Source organism: Pedobacter kyonggii, assembly GCF_004310665.1.
Classification (GTDB): Bacteria; Bacteroidota; Bacteroidia; order Sphingobacteriales; family Sphingobacteriaceae; genus Pedobacter; species Pedobacter kyonggii.
Window position 1 is genome coordinate 76,280 of record NZ_SIXF01000013.1, and the last position, 16,886, is coordinate 93,165.

Sequence of the window (16,886 nt, forward strand, 5' to 3'; positions counted from 1 at the left end):
ATATGAAAAGACTAAGCACATTGTCCCTGATCATGCTAATGGCATGTACAGCCGTTTTCGCACAGACAAAAAAACAGAAAAACACCGTTAGGCCGCTTACTGCGGCAGAGGTGAGTACCCGCTTATCGCCGGAAATCAAATTACTCGCCTTCGGTCCGGTTTCAAAACTTGATAGTACCTTTATTGCCAATGCAAGAAAAGCGGATAAGGCACGTCCAACGCCTAAGCTTAAAAACGGAGACAGCGTAGAAATTTCCGACCTTAATATACCAGGGCTGAAAAAAGGCGATCCGCTGGTGCCCATACGGGTTTACCGGCCAAAGTACGCCAACGGTAATGTTCCATTGCTGGTTTGGTTTCACGGCGGCGGTTTTATTGCAGGAAATCTTACCAGCGATCACCAGGCCTGCGCTACGATGAGTATCCGCTCGCAGGTAGTGGTAATATCAGTCGATTACAGGCTTGCCCCTGAACATGTATTTCCGGCAGGGGTGAATGATGGTTATTCAACCCTGCTCTGGAGTATTTCCAATGCAAAAACTTATGGGATAGACACCGCTAAAGTTGGTGTGGGCGGAGGAAGCGCCGGAGCAGCAATTGCAGGAAGCATCGTACTTAAGGCCAGGGCAGAAAAAGGCCCGAAAATAAAGGCCCAACTGCTGGTTTTTCCTCCCGCAGATATGGATACAACTCATGTATCGGTAGTGGAGTTATGGAATATTCCCGGTATTAAGGGAGCCGACATGACCCGCTACCTGAAATACTATCTTGGAGAAAAACAGTATAAAAATGTTCCTGAACATGCACTGCCCGGGCTGACCCAAAATTTAAAGGGCCTGCCGCCAACCTATATTTTAACCTGCGGCGTCGACCCTTTGAGGGATGGCGCACTCTTATATGCGCAAAGACTTATTAATGCGGGAATATTTACAGAGCTGCACAATTACGCCGGGTACCCTCATGGCTTTGTTCCAGAGCGGGCAAATACAGAGCTCTACTACATGGCAAAAAAACTACTGAACCAATAATATAAACTATCGGTTATGAAAAGAAAATTACACAACAATCTAAATTACAGAAAGCTTTTTATGCTTTTGGCCATGTTGCTGTTTGCTGGTATATGTACCGCTCAAACCAACTCTTTTTCAGGTAAAGTTACCGACGAGCAGGGAAATGCTATTCCCGGTGCAACTATTAAACTGAAAATAACCGGACGAAGCACGACTACCGACCAGAACGGTGAATTTGTTTTTACCAATATCAGTGCCCAAAAGGAAACTGCAACCGTTTCTTTTTTAGGTTTTATCACCCGGGAAATAGCTTTGTTAGCCAACACTAAAGCGGTGATCAGGATGACAACAGCAGTGAATACGATGGATGAAGTGGTGGTTACAGGAATGTTCGATAAGCGAAAACGTATTGATGCTTCCGTAGCAATTACCACCTTAAACAGTGCACAGATTGAACGCACTGTACCGGCAAGTGCTGCCGACCTTTTAAAAAATGCACCAGGTGTATTTGTAAATTCATCAAATGGTGAGATCAGGAACAGTGTTGCCTCACGCGGCATCACTGCAGGTTCGCAAGACGGAAGTTTTGGCTATGAATATGTTTCGATGCAGGAAGATGGAATCCCGGTAACCAATATTACCTATTTCAGTTATGGCCCCGATTTCTTCCTCAGGCCGGATGCAACCCTGGCCCGCTTGGAAGCCGTACGGGGCGGAACGGCCTCTGTTACAGCGGCAAATGCGCCTGGGGGAATCTTTAATTACGTTTCTAAAACCGGAGGTAATACCTTTGAGGGCGAACTCAGAACCAAATATGGCTTTCAGGGAAGTGATGGCGGCAATCCGCTCGCACGCGTTGATCTGGACCTGGGCGGGCCGATCAAAGATAACTGGTTTTACAATATCGGTGGTTTTTACCGGTATGACCAAACTGGCCGCTACCCGGGCTATCCCATTAATAACGGTGGACAGATCAAGGCAAACCTTTTAAAGAAATATAAAACCGGTTCACTGAAAATAATCGGTAAATACCTTCACGATAAAAACGGATATGCCCAGTTACTGCCTACCAACAGTTTCTCAGATCCAAAACCAAGTGAAGGATTCGATATATTTTCAACAATCCTGATGCCCAAATTTGATTTTACCTCCCCACGGTATATCGGAGGGGGTGATATCTCATTAAATCCAGCTAATGTGGTGGAAAGCAAATATAAATCGATAGGCACTGTTTGGGAACAGCAGCTTGGCAAAGGCTGGTCGCTCAGCAATGCTTTCCGCTACTCCCGGAATAATATCAATTACAGCACCACAAACGGCTCGATTATGAGTGGTACCGATTTTAGCAGTTACTTTCTGCTATCGGGAATGACCGGGCTTGGATTTGGGAACTATTCGTTCAAGGATGCCAAAACCGGAACTGAACTGATGAGCATCAATGCAGCGCCTGGACAGGGCGGTCTGCCTGCATACACGATCGTTAAGGATGTACTGCCAGGACAGGGCGTAAGCCCGCATTCGCTTTATTTTTCTGTATTGGGCAGTTATGAGAACCAGGTGAATGAGGTGATCAACCAGTTTGCTGTTAATAAAAAGCTTAAAAACATGAGCTTTAACGCAGGGATGTACTATGGAAGATCGGAAGCCCACCGCTTTTCTGGAATCAACGGAGTTGCTTTGGGTACCATCGAAAACCGGCCGAAACTCGTAAACCTTACCTTTACGGGCAGTACCCTGGGTGGCACCACCGGGGTTCATCAGGTAACCAATGCTGAAGGAATTGCACAGGCTAACGGCGACACAGGTGGCTTTCTTGACTTTAACGTAACGCAGGCACAATACGCCTTTTTCTTCAGCCAAACCTGGAACATGACCGATAAACTGACCTTTGATTGGGGAGGAAGGTACGAAACAGCCAAAGTAGAGGCGCATAACCAACGCACTTACTTTAAAACCGGTTTACAGGGCGGAACAGATAATGATCCGAAAACATTCTTCAATAACAATACGCTCGATCGTATCAGCTCAGTAGAATTCGAAAAAAGATTAAATACCTTCTCCTTTTCAGGCGCACTCAATTATAAGTTTGATGACAATACCGCTGTATACACCCGTTACTCAAGAGGTAAAAAATCGCCTGATATGGATGTATATTTTGCGGCCAACAGGCCCGAAACAGTGGCCTTGCTAAATCCTGAAGTACGTACCACCGAACAGGTAGAACTTGGCCTGAAAGCCCGGAGGAAAGATCTTGATTTATTTATTACGCCTTTTTACAGCATGTTAAGCGGGGTGCCAAACGGTTCGATTTTTACCAACGCAGATGCAACACTTTATACCACGCCCTCCCTGTATAGCAAGTACCGCACGTTTGGGGTAGAGATAGAAGGCGATTATAACCTGACCAAAAACTTAAGCCTGAGGGCTGTTGCAACCTTTCAGCGTTCCAAAATTGTGGAGGCAGAATATTGGGTAGCCAATAGTCCCGGAATAGCAGACGACACCAAAATATCTTATTCGGGTAACGAAACAGATAACAATGCGCGGATCATATCACGCATTACGCCCACTTATCACAATGACAAACTCTATCTTTTTCTCACCTGGTCTTATCTTGGCAAAAGACAGGCCAATGCTCCTAACGTGTTTTACCTGCCTTCCTTCTCCAATTTTGATATCGGCGCAGGGTACAATCTCACCCGTAAAATAACTTTGAGCGCAAATATCAATAACCTGTTCAATAATTATCAGGTAATGAGCTGGGCCAGGCCCGGAAACCTTTTAACACAGTTAAGCGGGGCAGGAAGCTTTAACAAGGCACAGTTTGATGCTGCGGTGGCCAATAATACACCTTATTTTACCATTTCCAACCCACCAAGAGCCTATTACTTAACTGCTTCGTACAAGTTTTAATTTGTTAGCTATATTTGATATTAACAATACCGGTCTTATGAAACGTTTATTCCTGTTCCTCTCCATTACCACCATATGTTTGTCGCTACACGGGCAGCAAATTGTCAAGTCCGGTGCCTTTCATCCTGAGCGTTTAGCCCGGATAGACCGGGTGGTTCAAAGTTACATCGATAGCAACTGGATTGTGGGGGCAGTATGCCTGGTCATGAAGGATGGGAAGCCAGCCTATTTTAAAGCATTTGGTATGGACGATAAAGAAAAAGGCAGGCCGATGCATAAAGATGCCATATTCCGTATTGCATCCCAAACCAAAGCCATTACCAGCACAGCGGTGATGATGTTATGGGAAGAGGGAAAGTTTCTGCTTGATGATCCGGTATCTAAATATATTCCCTCATTTGCCAGCCCCAAAGTGCTCGATAAGTTTAACGAAAAGGACAGTAGTTATACCACCCTGCCTGCTAAACGCGAAATTACCATCAGGGACCTGCTCACGCACACTTCCGGATTAGGCTATGCACAGATCGGTTCAGCCAAAATGCAGGCCATTTATGCCAAAGCTGGTATACAGGCCGGATTTTCTGACCATAAGCAGCTTTTGGCTGATGCTGTGAATAAACTGGGCACTTTGCCCCTTGAATTTAACCCTGGCGAACGCTTTAACTATAGTTTAAGTATTGATGTGCTGGGAAGGCTGGTGGAGGCCGCATCTGGCATGTCCTTAGACAGGTTTTTTGCCGAAAGAATATTTACACCCCTGGGGATGAACGATACCTATTTTCACCTGCCTGAAACCAAAAGGGGTAGACTGGTAACTGCATATACCGAAGATGCGAAGACCCGTAAGCCCGTTAAATGGGTTGATGGTACATTTCCGGGTAGTTCGATAAATTACCCGGTAAATAACAATGGTTATTTTGCAGGTGGGGCCGGATTGGTATCTACCATAACTGATTACGCTGCTTTTCTGCAACTGTTTATCAATAAAGGGAATTATCTGGGTAAGCAATTGCTGGCAAAGCATACCGTTGATGTGATGACCAGGAACCAGATCGGGGATATTTCATTGGGTGATGATAAGTTCGGAATTGGTTTTCAGCTTACAACAGCGAAGGGAAGTGGCAAATTGGGCTTATCTGAAGGAAGCATTTCCTGGGGAGGTTTTTTCGCAACCTCATACTGGGCCGATCCAAAAGAAAAACTTTCTGGCCTTTTATTCCTACAACAGTGGCCCTTGAAACACAGCGAGCTCAGCGACAAATATAAAGTGCTGGTTTATCAGGCACTGAATTAACAATCTGCCAAGTAAAACCGTTCGTCGGTATCCTTATTGAACTTACTAATTAGTAAATCATGAAAACTAAATGTAGTAGATCGGTGTTTGGTATCATAAAGTAAATCAGTTAATTAAGCGGTGAAAATGGGTAATTGCAAATATTGATTGCTATTTTTGCTGAATAGGTACATAGCCACAGGAAAAATATGAATACCAGAAGAGATTTTCTACAAAAAATGGGTGCATCAGCATTGATGCTGCAATTAAGTTCAATATCGGCATTTGCGAACGCTCCAGGCCAGAGCGAACAGCCTTACCAGGGTAGGGTACTCAGGGTAGCCATCATGGGTTTAGGCGGATATGGCACCCGTGTAGCAGAAGCGATGAAGGCCAGTACTAAGGCCAAGCTGGTAGGTGTAATTAGCGGTACGCCTTCAAAAATTAAAGAATGGCAAACCAAGTACAACATCCCTGAAAAGAATTGTTATAACTATGAAAACTTCGATCAGGTAAAAAACAATCCGGATATAGATGCGATTTATGTAATTACACCAAATGCACTGCACCATAGCCAGGTTATCCGGGTAGCAAAAGCCGGAAAACATGCCATATGCGAAAAACCGATGGCATTGAATGCCAAAGAGGGGCAAGAGATGCTTGATGCTTGTAAAAAAGCAAATGTAAAGTTACTGGTTGGTTACAGGTTGCATTTTGAGCCCCGTACACTGGAGGTGATCCGAATGAGGAATGCTGGCGACTTCGGTAAGGTCATGTTTTTCCAGGGACAATGTGGTTTTAAAATAGGCGATCCTACGCAATGGCGATTAAACAAGGCGCTTGCAGGAGGGGGATCAATGATGGATATTGGAATCTATGCGATTAATGGAGCCAGGTATATGGTGGGCGAAGAGCCAATCTGGGTAACGGCCCAGGAAACCAAGACTGACCCTGTAAAGTTTAAAGAAGGCGTAGATGAAACCATACAATTTCAATTGGGTTTCCCGAGCGGTGCGGTAGCCTCCTGCTTGTCTAGTTATAACATCAATCACCTGGATAGATTTTTTATGAGTGGCGACAAAGGATTTGCAGAAATGCAACCTTCTACCGGTTATGGTCCGATAAAGGGTAGAACACACAAGGGTGAACTCACACAGCCCATAACTACGCATCAAACTGTACAGATGGATGAAATGGCCACTATTATTTTTGAAGATAAAAAGCCGGTGGTTCCTGTAAACGGTGAAGAAGGTTTAAAAGATCTTAAAATTATTGATGCCATCTACCAGGCCGTAAAAACAGGGAAAAAGGTCGATCTAACTGCTTAGATAAGGGGAATTTTAAAGCGGATTTATTGGGTTATAGGTGCCTTTTGCCCAACAAAGTCCCATCGAAATAACTTCGTCCAATCGACGAATATGGCCTGCCTGCCATAACGAAAATTCAAGCCCGGCCATTACTTTAGGCAGGAAGCAGCACACCCGATTATTTTTGAACGAGATTACCAATTAATTGAACGAATAAGCAAAACGCCTTAACCTTACTATAGCCACTTTTGTAAACAACAATTACATAACAACAAAAAAGACTATGGGACTATCTGGTTTAGGAATTTTTCATACCATCATTGGTATCGTGGCCATCGCAGCGGCAATCATTTCATTTGTACGTTTTGGCAAAATTGATTTAACACATCTTAGTGGTAAAATATACTTTTATACTACTGCTGTTACGGCTTTAACTGCATTGGGAATCTCCAAACATGGAGGCTTTAATGCCGGGCATATTTTTTCGGTATTCATTTTTATTTTAGTGGTGGTGGCTTTTTGGCTTTCGGCAAAGCGAAATACCAATAACAAGGCCTGCTATATAGAGAATTTTTTACTTTCTTTTAGCTTCTTTCTGTCGCTCATCCCCACAGTGAACGAAACCTTTACCCGGGTTCCGCTGGGGCATCCACTGGCTAAAAATCCTACCGATCCTATAATTGCCCAAACATTGCTCGTGCTCTTAATCGCATTTGTTGCCGGTGCCATTTACCAGTACATTAAACAACGTAACGCGCTTAGAATACGGTAAACCAAAAATGCGATTTTGGGTTAAAGGATCTTTTTATACCAGATAAGCTAATGCATGGGCGCAGAAAAGCCAAAGCATGCATTAGTTTTTCTATTTTTATAGCAGAAGTTTTTTTTTAATATGATCATTGACCATAAAAAATACGATTTGTTTGGTAAATCCATTATCCAGAACATCAGGATAAAGGCACCTTTTACCTTCGATTTTCCCATTACTGATAATGCCTGCTTTTTGTACATGTTACAAGGTGAAATGCAATATCACCGCGACGAAGACCGGGTAAATATACCACATAAACATGCCTTGTTTTTAAATTGTATCCAGGCCAGCAAAACCATCAGTAACTTAAATGAAGAGGGAATCAATGAAATTATGGTCGTTAATTTTCATCCCGATATTTTAAAGCGGATCTACGACCGGGAGATGCCGGTTATACTTCAGGTACCCGATCGGATGGTTTCGAACAAAAGTCTTGAAATTTTAAACAACAGTTTTTTAATCGAAAAATATATCGAAGGCTTGCTGTTTTATTTTCAGCATCCGGCACTGGTTAACGAAGATATACTGGTTTTAAAGTTAAAAGAAATTATCCTGCTGCTGGCCCAAACTGCTAATGCCCGGGCCATACAAACCATATTTGCACAGCTTTTTTCGCCCACTACCTACACCTTTAAGCAAATTATTGAGGCCAACCTGTTTGAACAGCTCAGTATCGAAGCCCTTGCACAATTGAATAATTTGAGTTTATCGTCTTTTAAACGCGAATTTGCCAGACATTACAACGATACGCCAGCCAATTATATCAAAACCAAAAGGCTCGAAAAAGCTGCCGAAATGCTGATAATTTCAAACGAAAGGATTAAAGACATTGCTTTTAATTGTGGCTATAATGATTTGGCCAATTTTACCAAAAGCTTTCGCGATAAGTATAAGTGTACACCTAGTGATTTTCGGGAGCGTTAGATGGGCACTACAGGGATGCCAGGGTTTTTCTTGAAAAGTACACAGAAAGCCTCATCTGCTCGCCCATATCGTTTTTCATAGCCTATCAGTCCATCAATGTAATGGTCTAATTCTTTGTTCGATAAAGTAGTTGTTTTGGAAAGATCTTTCATTATCCATGGAAAGTTGTTATGGTTCGGATTCGGAGTGTGTAAAAATAAGGCATCGTTATAACTATCAAAATCGATCAACGTTGCCCATATTTGATAATCAGTTTGCAAATACTTTGCTTTTTCTTCGAGTAGATCAAAATGCCTAAATAGCTTGTCGAGATGAGGTTTGCGTTTTTTAAAACTATTATTGCCATAACCACGCCAGTCAAAATGTGTGTGCCATAAATCAAACCAGGCATGTTCAGGGGTATCGAAGTTCAATCCTGACCAGTTGCTGTTTTTTACCTTAAGGTTTTTATAATATCGTCTAAGTCCCCTATGTTTTTTTATTTTATTCATATTGCTGCATTTCAGCTTTATTTGCGCTAGATAGGTCTCAAGGTCGGACATTTACAAAACCATCAAAGCTGACTCCATTACCAAATTCACTTACAGTTTTACCCAATTTTAATGCATTAAATTTCTTCTTAATTTGATTAGAACCAGTGTTTCTAAAAACCTTTAGGTTTGGGATTTCATGTGTATAATTTTCAAAGTGGTCTGCAAATTCACTAAGAACTGTGTTATATGTTACAAGTCCACTTTCTTTTACCGTCTTAAAAAGCTGTCTATGTTCTTTTTGAACTATTAAAAAGTCAACTGGTGGAAGTATTATTGAAATGTGTTGCGGCCAAACACACGCAGTATATAATTGCCCATCTTCTTTGCTTTTTAAAATAAAGAAGCCTGAAACAAATAAATCTTCTGTCAGATTATTTTGAAGTTCTTCGCTATTAAATTGAAACCACCACAGGTCGTTTGATTTGTCAATAGGTAAATATTCAAAATTTAACTCAGTGAACTGGTCTAATGTTACGCCATCATTGTGTCTAATCCATTGTTCTTGAAAATGTCCTGCAGGAAATTTCCTTGGATTGTTAGAGTCGGTTTCATCTTGTGGATCTAAAACAAAAAGATCAAGGTCGCTTATGAGTTTTTCAATAATGGGGAATATTTCAAGTCCGAAAAATCTGGGTCTGAAAAAGTTGATACTGAAAGTGAAGTTCAGGTATTTATAGTCTTGAAAATTATCAAATACTTCGATACTGTCCTGTTCTTCTTCTGGTTCGTTCCAGTCAATGAGAAAATAAACTCCCGTGGCAGGATTTTCATAATGCCATTGTCTCGGATGATCACTAAGATTATGAGAAAGGTTTTTTGTCAGATATTCTGCTATTTGTTCTTCCGTTTGCTGACTGTCTTTTCGTTTGTAGAAGTATAGATCGAAGCTCATATTGATATTGCAGTAATTAGTAAATGGACAGCGTTTGCCTTAAACGAATCTTCGATTCATCCAATTTAGCAAAATTTCCTATCATGTATCTAGTATGATTTACTTTGATGCTCAAACGCTTATGAACGTTTCCAATGGATAAAGTGAGATTGAGCATAATTGTTAATTTAGTTCTGCAAGATATTAATTTTCGTGGAAAATGGATTTAAATTAATGGCGTACCTAAAAAATGTAACTGCAACAGCTGAGCCGTACAAACAAAATATTTGAGCCGTAGAAGAAAGTCTTGGGTATTTCGAATGTTGATCTTTGTTTCATGAACAACATCACAAAAATTCAGTTGGGTCAAAATGGCCCATTCGTATCTAAACTTGGTTTAGGCTGTATGCGCATGTCTTCTGTATGGGGTGGTGCTACGCCCAGCGAAACAGAAAGTATTGCCACCATTCAGGAAGCATTAGATAATGGCATTAACTTTTTAAATACAGGCGACTTTTACGGTGCCGGTCATAACGAAATGTTAATTGGCAAAGCGATTAAAGGCCGGCGCGACGATGCCTTTATCAGCGTAAAATTCGGTGCCATCTTTCACAACGGCCAGTGGTTGGGATTAGATCTGCGGCCCATCGCCATTAAGAATTTTATTAATTACTCACTAACGCGTTTAGGCATCGAAGCCATCGACCTCTACCAGCCTTGCCGAATGGACGACAGCGTACCGGTAGCAGACATCATCGGAACGGTTGCCGACCTGATTAAAGAAGGTAAAGTGCGTCACATTGGTGTATCTGAAATTACGGCTGATCAGCTTCGTCAGGCAAATGACACTCATCCCATAAGTGCGCTGGAAATCGGCTATTCGCTGGCCGACCGTCAGATCGAAAATGAACTGCTGCCTGCAGCAAAAGAACTGGGCATTGCCGTAGTAGCCTTCGCCAATACCGCTGAAGGTTTATTAACCGGTGACATGAAAGCGCCACTCGCAGAAAATGATTACCATAACCATTTCTCCCGTTTTCAGGGTGACAACCTGGTTCATAATCTCGAAAAAGTAGAAGTATTGAAACAATTGGCCCACAACAAAGGCTGTACACCTACGCAGCTTGCTATTGCCTGGGTAAAGGAGCAGGGTAATCATATCATGCCTTTAGTAAGCATGAGCCGCAGATCGCGCCTGCCCGAAAATATTAAAGCGCTTGATATTGTATTTACGCCGCAAGAAATGAACACTTTAAATACTACTTTTGCAGTAGGTGCCATACGTGGCGGTACTTATTTACAACGTTAAATGACCAATCCAAAAGAAATCCTCCCAGGCCTAATCTTTTATTCTTACCTCTCTGCCCAGCGGAAAGAAAAAGTGTGCTTCTGGAACCACCATACCCTGGTATTGCAGGTTTCGGGGCAGTTCACTTTAGAAACCGCTGGGCAAAGCATTTCGATGACCGGAGGAGAACTGCTGTTGATTGGCAAAAACCAGCTGGGTACACTCACCAAAACACCGCTGCCCGGAGGAAACTATGAAACCATCGTCATATCCCTTCAGGAAGAGCTTTTGCGCAAGATCGTATTGGAAGAAAAGTTAACAGCAGACCATAAATACATTGGTCCGCCAAATATCCTGATTCCATCAAACGAATTCCTCAAAGGATATTTCCAGTCTATTGTTCCTTATGCCCGAAGCTCGGGTGCCACCATGACCAATGAAATGGGTATTTTGAAAGTGAAAGAAGGAATTAAATTGCTATTACTTGCCCTACCGGCACTACGTAACTTTTTATTCGACTTTTCAGAACCCTATAAAATAGACCTGGAAAAGTTTATGCTGAGCAATTTTCATTTTAATGTGCCCATCGAAAAATTCGCGCAGCTTACTGGTCGCAGTCTGGCCGGTTTTAAACGCGATTTCCTGAAAACATTCGGTGCGCCACCCCGCCATTGGCTGCAGGATAAACGGCTAACAGAAGCCAAACACCTCATCGAAAGCAAACATCAGAAACCTTCTGCCATTTACCTCGACCTGGGCTTCGAAAGCCTGTCGCACTTCTCACATGCTTTTAAAAAGAAGTTCGGTATGGCGCCTACTGCGGTAAATTCGTAAGGTGTGGATTTTACGAAAGGATATTTTGGTTGTTGTTTTAGGTAGCGGCACTAAGACTAATGTCATTAATTTAAGTGCTATGCCGTTGTCAGTCTGATGGGGTAATTTATTTTACAAAAAATCAATATGAGTGACGTTTAATTGATTTCTTTTGCCCTAATGCGCTGTCTTGCCTCGGCTCGCCGCCGCCGAAGGGCTCTTTCTTTTTGGCATCAAAAAGAAACAAAAAATGCCGGCTGAAAATTTATTCATTTGTATTATAGTTTTCAGCTGCATTCATGAGGGCTTCGCCGTTTTCTTTCGAAGCTAGTGGGTTGGCTTGAGGAGTGCGGCCCGAAAAATTTGTTAGGCCGGGTTTAAGTAGAACGGGGATACGGTGGTGTGGCCTAGTTGGGCGGAAATACAAAATCGGTTAAAATATTGATTAATAGTAGTTTGTAAAATAACATCAATGGTAGCTTGTTGAAGACCTTTCTACAGTCGAAAATAAAAAAAACATGTGTTATTCACTTCGGCTTTGCTCAGTGTAGAGTTAGTAGGTGTGTGTTGATGTGATTACTATTATTCGTCACCCATTTTAAATATTCGAGAATAGTCTCCAAACTCTGTGTTTTTCAAATTTTCTTCAATTACTTTTTTTGCGATGTCAAAGTCCACAACTATACAACCGGCTTCCATTGTTCCGCTTCCAATACTACCACCATCTGCATAGCCAAGTCCAGTCGAAGCTAAAAGTTCGTCTAAGTGATTTTCAAGTCTATGGCGTTTATCAAGGTCTTCATCTGTACCGAAGCCGTCAATAATATATTCAACTTCCAAGAAAGCCATTTTATCATCATCAAATTCAGTATAACCTTCTTTCAGTTTAGCATCAATTTCCTTTTGCACTTTCTTACGGAAATTTGAAAAAAGCCCACCTGTAACTTTATTTTGCTCGCCAAGTTCTCCAACAATACCTGAATGTATTGTTGCTGTTTTTTCGTCATCCCAAGTCTCCCAATAATGAAGCTGATTATTTATTAATTTGTACAGTTTAAGCATGCTAATTTAGATTTCCTGTCAATTCTCTTTTTTTAAATGGGGGGATAATTTTTGAGATTATCTATTCTTCATAGTAGATGAATGTGTTGTTTCGTTCTGCTTTTATGTTGGTTTGAATTCTCCAACAATTTTTTGGTCATAATCATAGTTTGGCTCATTTGGGAAATTTCCATTTAAATCAGGAAATACAAGTTGTAAATACTCATATTTTTTGTCCTCATAATGCCTGATTGAAGATAACACATAATCAGATAAACTTTCATTGGTGACTTTAATAAAGTATACCGGAAACCTTTCCGTTAAGTCTGTAATTCTTTTATTTAGCGGAACAGCCCCATGTTTATATTGATCTGCATAATTTTTAATCAATTCCTCGGAAAGGTTTGGACCGAGACCTGAAATGAACAATTCAGGGATTTTGAAATTCTCAAAAATTCCAGTTGAGTAAGTAAAAGGTGTAGAATTTTCTGCTTCTAATACAGCAGTGGTATGATAGCCGTATTTACGGATATCATCATTCACTCTTTTGAAATATTTTTTCTTTTGTGCTTCAGTTATCTTCATCGCAGAACTTTTTGCAAAATAGTAGATAATATAAATATGCGCAACTACAAACCAAATTTGGCTTGTAGTTGACTAAATAACTCATTTTATCAATTACGCCATCTAGTCTTAGCATCTCGTTAAGTCCAAAGCCCAACTAATTATGGATAGATCTAAACAAAAAAAGCCCATCTCTCGATGTGCTCGGAACGGCCAAGTCATAGACAGGCCAGCTGATGCTGGATTTATTTTTTGTCGCCTTGTAATATGCCGTTGCTGCTTCCGGATCGGAAACGGTGACTTTGATCAGCCTGGCGTTATGATTGTGCAGCTCGATAGGCTGTTTCATAAATGGACCCCAATAGCAGAAATACCCTAACTTTCCTTCATCCAGCCCCTTTAGAAAGGTTTCGGGAATATCGTAATCTGTTACCTTGTAAGTTCCCCAAACTATGCGCTGGTGTTTTTGGGTTGCTTCAAATTGTTTGTTGATCATTCTCCAGACATTAAAGAAAATGAGGTCGACAGTCTCTATTTTCCTTGCAGCGGTCAATGTTGCCCATTTCTTCGGCGAATATCCCTGGTACATGTTTACCTTAAACACTTCTTTGCCTTTCCCATGGATGATTTCCAGTACGGTCTGGATCGTATCGCGGGTTAACTCATATGTTGAATTCTGCAACCAGTCGTCGCTTTTAGCAATCGGCCAGTCGATTTTGGTGTAGCCTAAATACTGCAGCTCTTTAATACGCGCATCAAAGTCCTTGTAATCGCTCAAATGCAGTTTAAGTCTGTCAACATCAGGGGTAATGGGCTTTTGGGCGAACAGACTTGTACTGATAATTAACAGAAATAAGGCTTGGAGCAAAAATTTGGTTTTCATAAAGAAATGTTTGGTGAGCGAAAATTGTCGGCCGAAAATACGGAGTATTTAACAAATCCCAAAAAATAGGCTAAAATGTCGGATGAGCCTCTAGTCTTAGCGTCTCGCTAAGACCCAAGCCAAACTAATTATGGATAGATCTAAACAAAAAAAGCCCATCTTTCGATGCGCTTTTAATCTTAACTAGGAGGTGCGGAATATCGAGCTTTTTGTCAGCAACCGTTATTTTTGTTAAAGTCACGTTTAAAAAGTACCTTATTATTTTGCTCAATATAGTCGCCCGATACAATCAAATAGGGATGATTAGGCGAATAGCCAGCGCTGTGGCTTCTTACTGTTATTTTGTCGTTAACTTTCAGGCCATTTAACTGCTGAAATTCCTTAAGCGTGAATTGCATCATGTATTCTTCGCCATCAATATGGATGATAAGCCATTTTGGTCCTGATTTCGCATTTGCGCGCTGAAAAGTAACAGAGGTGACCACGGCCTCCATATTACTGAAATCCTTTATGTACTTCCTTATTTTATCATGGCTGGCATGTACCTTTTTACCTTCAGGAGAAAGCTCCCATTCTTTGTACCTGATCCCGTCAGGAGAGGCCTCCCATTTTTTCCTGTCATCCACCATGCGGGCTTTCCGCTCAGCGGTAGACAAGGGCTTTGGGGATGGCTTAATTTCACGATTGGCAAATACTAATCCGCTTACCACAACCAGTGGTAAGATCAGCACATAGATGGTTTTTTTCATATGTTTTATATCCTTTCAAATTGATTAAGCGAATCTAGTTTGATATTTTTCGGATGGAGTAATTTGGATTGTAAATAAAAATGTAAATTTTGTAAATAAATCGTAAATCGTATTTGAAGGGCGATTTTAGCCTCGCTGTACACCTATACGTAACCAATGCAAGATCTTAAACCTTGAACGGCAAATAAAGACTGAGGTTACTGAAGAAAAACAGTGCAAAATAAACAGAAAACTGTTTTGTGAAACAAAGCCACTAGTGTAGATCAAAGGTTTTTTTGCGGGAATAAATAAACAAGGAATCTGAAATCATTAGCTGTTATCCTGTGATGATTGCTGGGCATCAGAATTAGAGTCCTGGGATGGTGATGAAGAGGGAATTGTAGAAATCACTACAATAGCGACAATAAAAAAGCCGATTGAAACCCAAACATTGACAACTCCCATCAGGTAGAGGATCCATAACGAACTGGAAATAATTAATAAAGAGGCAGTTATCCACTCAAGGTTTTGCCAAGCCCTTTTTAAAAATAATAAGCGAAAGTTGGCTAAGCCCATAAATGCGAAAATGCCGTAGAAAAATTTTTCCCAGAATCCTACAATACCGTAGGAACTTAAATCAAACCAGAACGAAGCGACTACAAATGTGAAAAATAGAAAGAAAGCTATATTAATCGCAATCAAAGAAAGTTTATTCAGGTTCCGACCACGATCATCACGATAAACGTACACTAAATTCATGTTTGCTACCGTTTTATACGGAATACAAAAAGCTGCTCCAGGAATTTCTCTTGACTTCACCTCCACTGTATTGCCTGCAGCATTTTTCACCTGTTTTAGCGCACGTGCATTGGTCAGAAATAGGTTTTCTAGGTTATTATCTTCCTTATTAATTGTATACTGCGAGAGGATGCCAGAATACATCTTAGTTTCACCTGCAATCTCACATAACACATCTACCATCGTAAAAGCAGGCTTTTTGTTGCCTGGACTGCTATAAAGGATTTTGCCACCATGAATATAGTAATACCAATAATTTTTAAATCGAAACAGCTGGAAATGTACGTCTAGTCTGAGCCCTCTAACCAGCCAATGCAACATAAAACCAAAGAAACAGGAAATAGCGTAAATAAGCGCAATGATCAATAGTAAATCCTGATAGGTTTTGTACATCAGATCCTTATCCGGAATCTTATTGTCCGCAATTGGCGTTGCAATCTGTCGTACAGTATCATAACTAAGTGAATCTAGAACTTCAAGACCCGACATCGATCGGAAAGCATAAACAGAGAGAAAAGTGACCCCCATGGAAACCCCACTGAAAAACACATTCCACAACAACTTATCAAACTCATTGGATTGATTAAACTGCTTGGTGAACTCACCACGATAATAAAATTTTCTAAAAAGGAAACCTGGAAAAATCGCCATCATCACAGCGATCACGGTATTGAGCGCAACCTGTTCCAAAGAAACTTTATGTTTAAGCCTCTACGAAAAACTTAATGTCCTGACCTTTCAAATTAAGGGTGACCTCGCCATGTTTACGCTTGCTCATGATTTTGTCATAAAGCTCGACTTTACCCTCCGAATCATTAAGGATTGCTTTAGTCTCCTCACTGATCAGCGGTTCCTCTGTACTGAATTGAGTAAGCATATTTGAGGCCGCTCTAAAAAGATTGTTTAAGATACTATCCTTGCTCATGATATATAAATAAAAGGGTTGCAAAAGTAAAGATATTTTTCAGATAACTTGTTGTTAAAAAAAAAAATATGTCCACCTTGGACACATCCTTAATTTCATCTCTTAACCTGTTAACATACAAGATAACAAACAGTTTTCCAAATCACAAATTATTTCATTTTTTTTACTAAATAAACACGCCGTCATAGTCGTAGCATCTCGCTA

At 41.0% G+C, this 16,886-nt stretch carries 16 protein-coding genes; 8 read left to right on the forward strand and 8 right to left on the reverse strand.

Annotated elements, in window-relative coordinates:
- Nucleotides 1-2: 2 nt before the first annotated feature.
- From EYS08_RS14425 to EYS08_RS14450, 6 genes are all read left to right on the forward strand, one after another.
- Entirely contained in the window at nucleotides 3-1,028 is a 1,026-nt protein-coding gene (locus EYS08_RS14425) for an alpha/beta hydrolase (protein ID WP_131030706.1), read from the forward strand.
- Nucleotides 1,029-1,043: 15 nt separating this feature from the next.
- Complete coding sequence (locus tag EYS08_RS14430; protein ID WP_131030707.1) at nucleotides 1,044-3,923, forward strand: TonB-dependent receptor; 2,880 nt, start codon at nucleotides 1,044-1,046, stop codon at nucleotides 3,921-3,923.
- Between the two features lie 37 nt (nucleotides 3,924-3,960).
- Complete coding sequence (locus EYS08_RS14435) at nucleotides 3,961-5,217, forward strand: serine hydrolase domain-containing protein (protein ID WP_131030708.1); 1,257 nt, start codon at nucleotides 3,961-3,963, stop codon at nucleotides 5,215-5,217.
- A 188-nt stretch (nucleotides 5,218-5,405) separates the two neighbouring features.
- Nucleotides 5,406-6,524 (forward strand): Gfo/Idh/MocA family protein, encoded by a 1,119-nt coding sequence (locus tag EYS08_RS14440; RefSeq protein WP_131030709.1) that lies wholly within the window; start codon nucleotides 5,406-5,408, stop codon nucleotides 6,522-6,524.
- Between the two features lie 262 nt (nucleotides 6,525-6,786).
- On the forward strand, nucleotides 6,787-7,275 hold the full coding sequence (locus EYS08_RS14445; protein ID WP_131030710.1) for a hypothetical protein: 489 nt from the start codon (nucleotides 6,787-6,789) through the stop codon (nucleotides 7,273-7,275).
- Nucleotides 7,276-7,395: 120 nt separating this feature from the next.
- Entirely contained in the window at nucleotides 7,396-8,238 is an 843-nt protein-coding gene (locus tag EYS08_RS14450; RefSeq protein ID WP_131030711.1) for a helix-turn-helix domain-containing protein, read from the forward strand.
- Here EYS08_RS14450 and EYS08_RS14455 read toward each other — a convergent pair.
- Together EYS08_RS14455 and EYS08_RS14460 are read right to left on the reverse strand one after the other, a co-directional pair.
- Nucleotides 8,235-8,729 carry a hypothetical protein gene (locus EYS08_RS14455; RefSeq protein ID WP_131030712.1) on the reverse strand — a complete coding sequence of 165 codons (495 nt, stop codon included), beginning with the start codon at nucleotides 8,727-8,729 and terminating at the stop codon, nucleotides 8,235-8,237. The genes EYS08_RS14450 and EYS08_RS14455 overlap by 4 nt on opposite strands.
- A gap of 37 nt (nucleotides 8,730-8,766) precedes the next feature.
- Complete coding sequence (locus EYS08_RS14460; protein ID WP_131030713.1) at nucleotides 8,767-9,663, reverse strand: hypothetical protein; 897 nt, start codon at nucleotides 9,661-9,663, stop codon at nucleotides 8,767-8,769.
- Between the two features lie 316 nt (nucleotides 9,664-9,979).
- Here EYS08_RS14460 and EYS08_RS14465 point away from each other — a divergent pair, with 316 nt between their 5' ends.
- Nucleotides 9,980-10,951 (forward strand): aldo/keto reductase, encoded by a 972-nt coding sequence (locus EYS08_RS14465; RefSeq protein ID WP_131030714.1) that lies wholly within the window; start codon nucleotides 9,980-9,982, stop codon nucleotides 10,949-10,951.
- Nucleotides 10,952-11,764, forward strand: coding sequence for a helix-turn-helix domain-containing protein (locus EYS08_RS14470; RefSeq protein ID WP_131030715.1), 813 nt, complete (start codon nucleotides 10,952-10,954; stop codon nucleotides 11,762-11,764). It begins immediately after the preceding gene.
- Nucleotides 11,765-12,325: 561 nt separating this feature from the next.
- On the opposite strand, the gene EYS08_RS14475 is transcribed toward EYS08_RS14470, so the two are convergent.
- From EYS08_RS14475 to EYS08_RS14500, 6 genes are all read right to left on the reverse strand, one after another.
- A complete protein-coding gene (locus EYS08_RS14475; protein WP_131030716.1) occupies nucleotides 12,326-12,805 on the reverse strand; it encodes a hypothetical protein in 480 nt (159 codons plus the stop codon).
- Nucleotides 12,806-12,907: 102 nt separating this feature from the next.
- Nucleotides 12,908-13,369, reverse strand: a complete 462-nt coding sequence (locus EYS08_RS14480) for a DUF4262 domain-containing protein (RefSeq protein ID WP_244215960.1) — start codon at nucleotides 13,367-13,369, stop codon at nucleotides 12,908-12,910.
- A 136-nt stretch (nucleotides 13,370-13,505) separates the two neighbouring features.
- Nucleotides 13,506-14,231 (reverse strand): hypothetical protein, encoded by a 726-nt coding sequence (locus EYS08_RS14485; protein ID WP_131030717.1) that lies wholly within the window; start codon nucleotides 14,229-14,231, stop codon nucleotides 13,506-13,508.
- A gap of 212 nt (nucleotides 14,232-14,443) precedes the next feature.
- On the reverse strand, nucleotides 14,444-14,980 hold the full coding sequence (locus EYS08_RS14490) for a hypothetical protein (RefSeq protein ID WP_131030718.1): 537 nt from the start codon (nucleotides 14,978-14,980) through the stop codon (nucleotides 14,444-14,446).
- A 309-nt stretch (nucleotides 14,981-15,289) separates the two neighbouring features.
- Complete coding sequence (locus EYS08_RS14495) at nucleotides 15,290-16,447, reverse strand: hypothetical protein (RefSeq protein ID WP_131030719.1); 1,158 nt, start codon at nucleotides 16,445-16,447, stop codon at nucleotides 15,290-15,292.
- Between the two features lie 13 nt (nucleotides 16,448-16,460).
- Nucleotides 16,461-16,682 (reverse strand): hypothetical protein, encoded by a 222-nt coding sequence (locus EYS08_RS14500; RefSeq protein WP_131030720.1) that lies wholly within the window; start codon nucleotides 16,680-16,682, stop codon nucleotides 16,461-16,463.
- Between the last annotated feature and the right edge of the window lie 204 nt (nucleotides 16,683-16,886).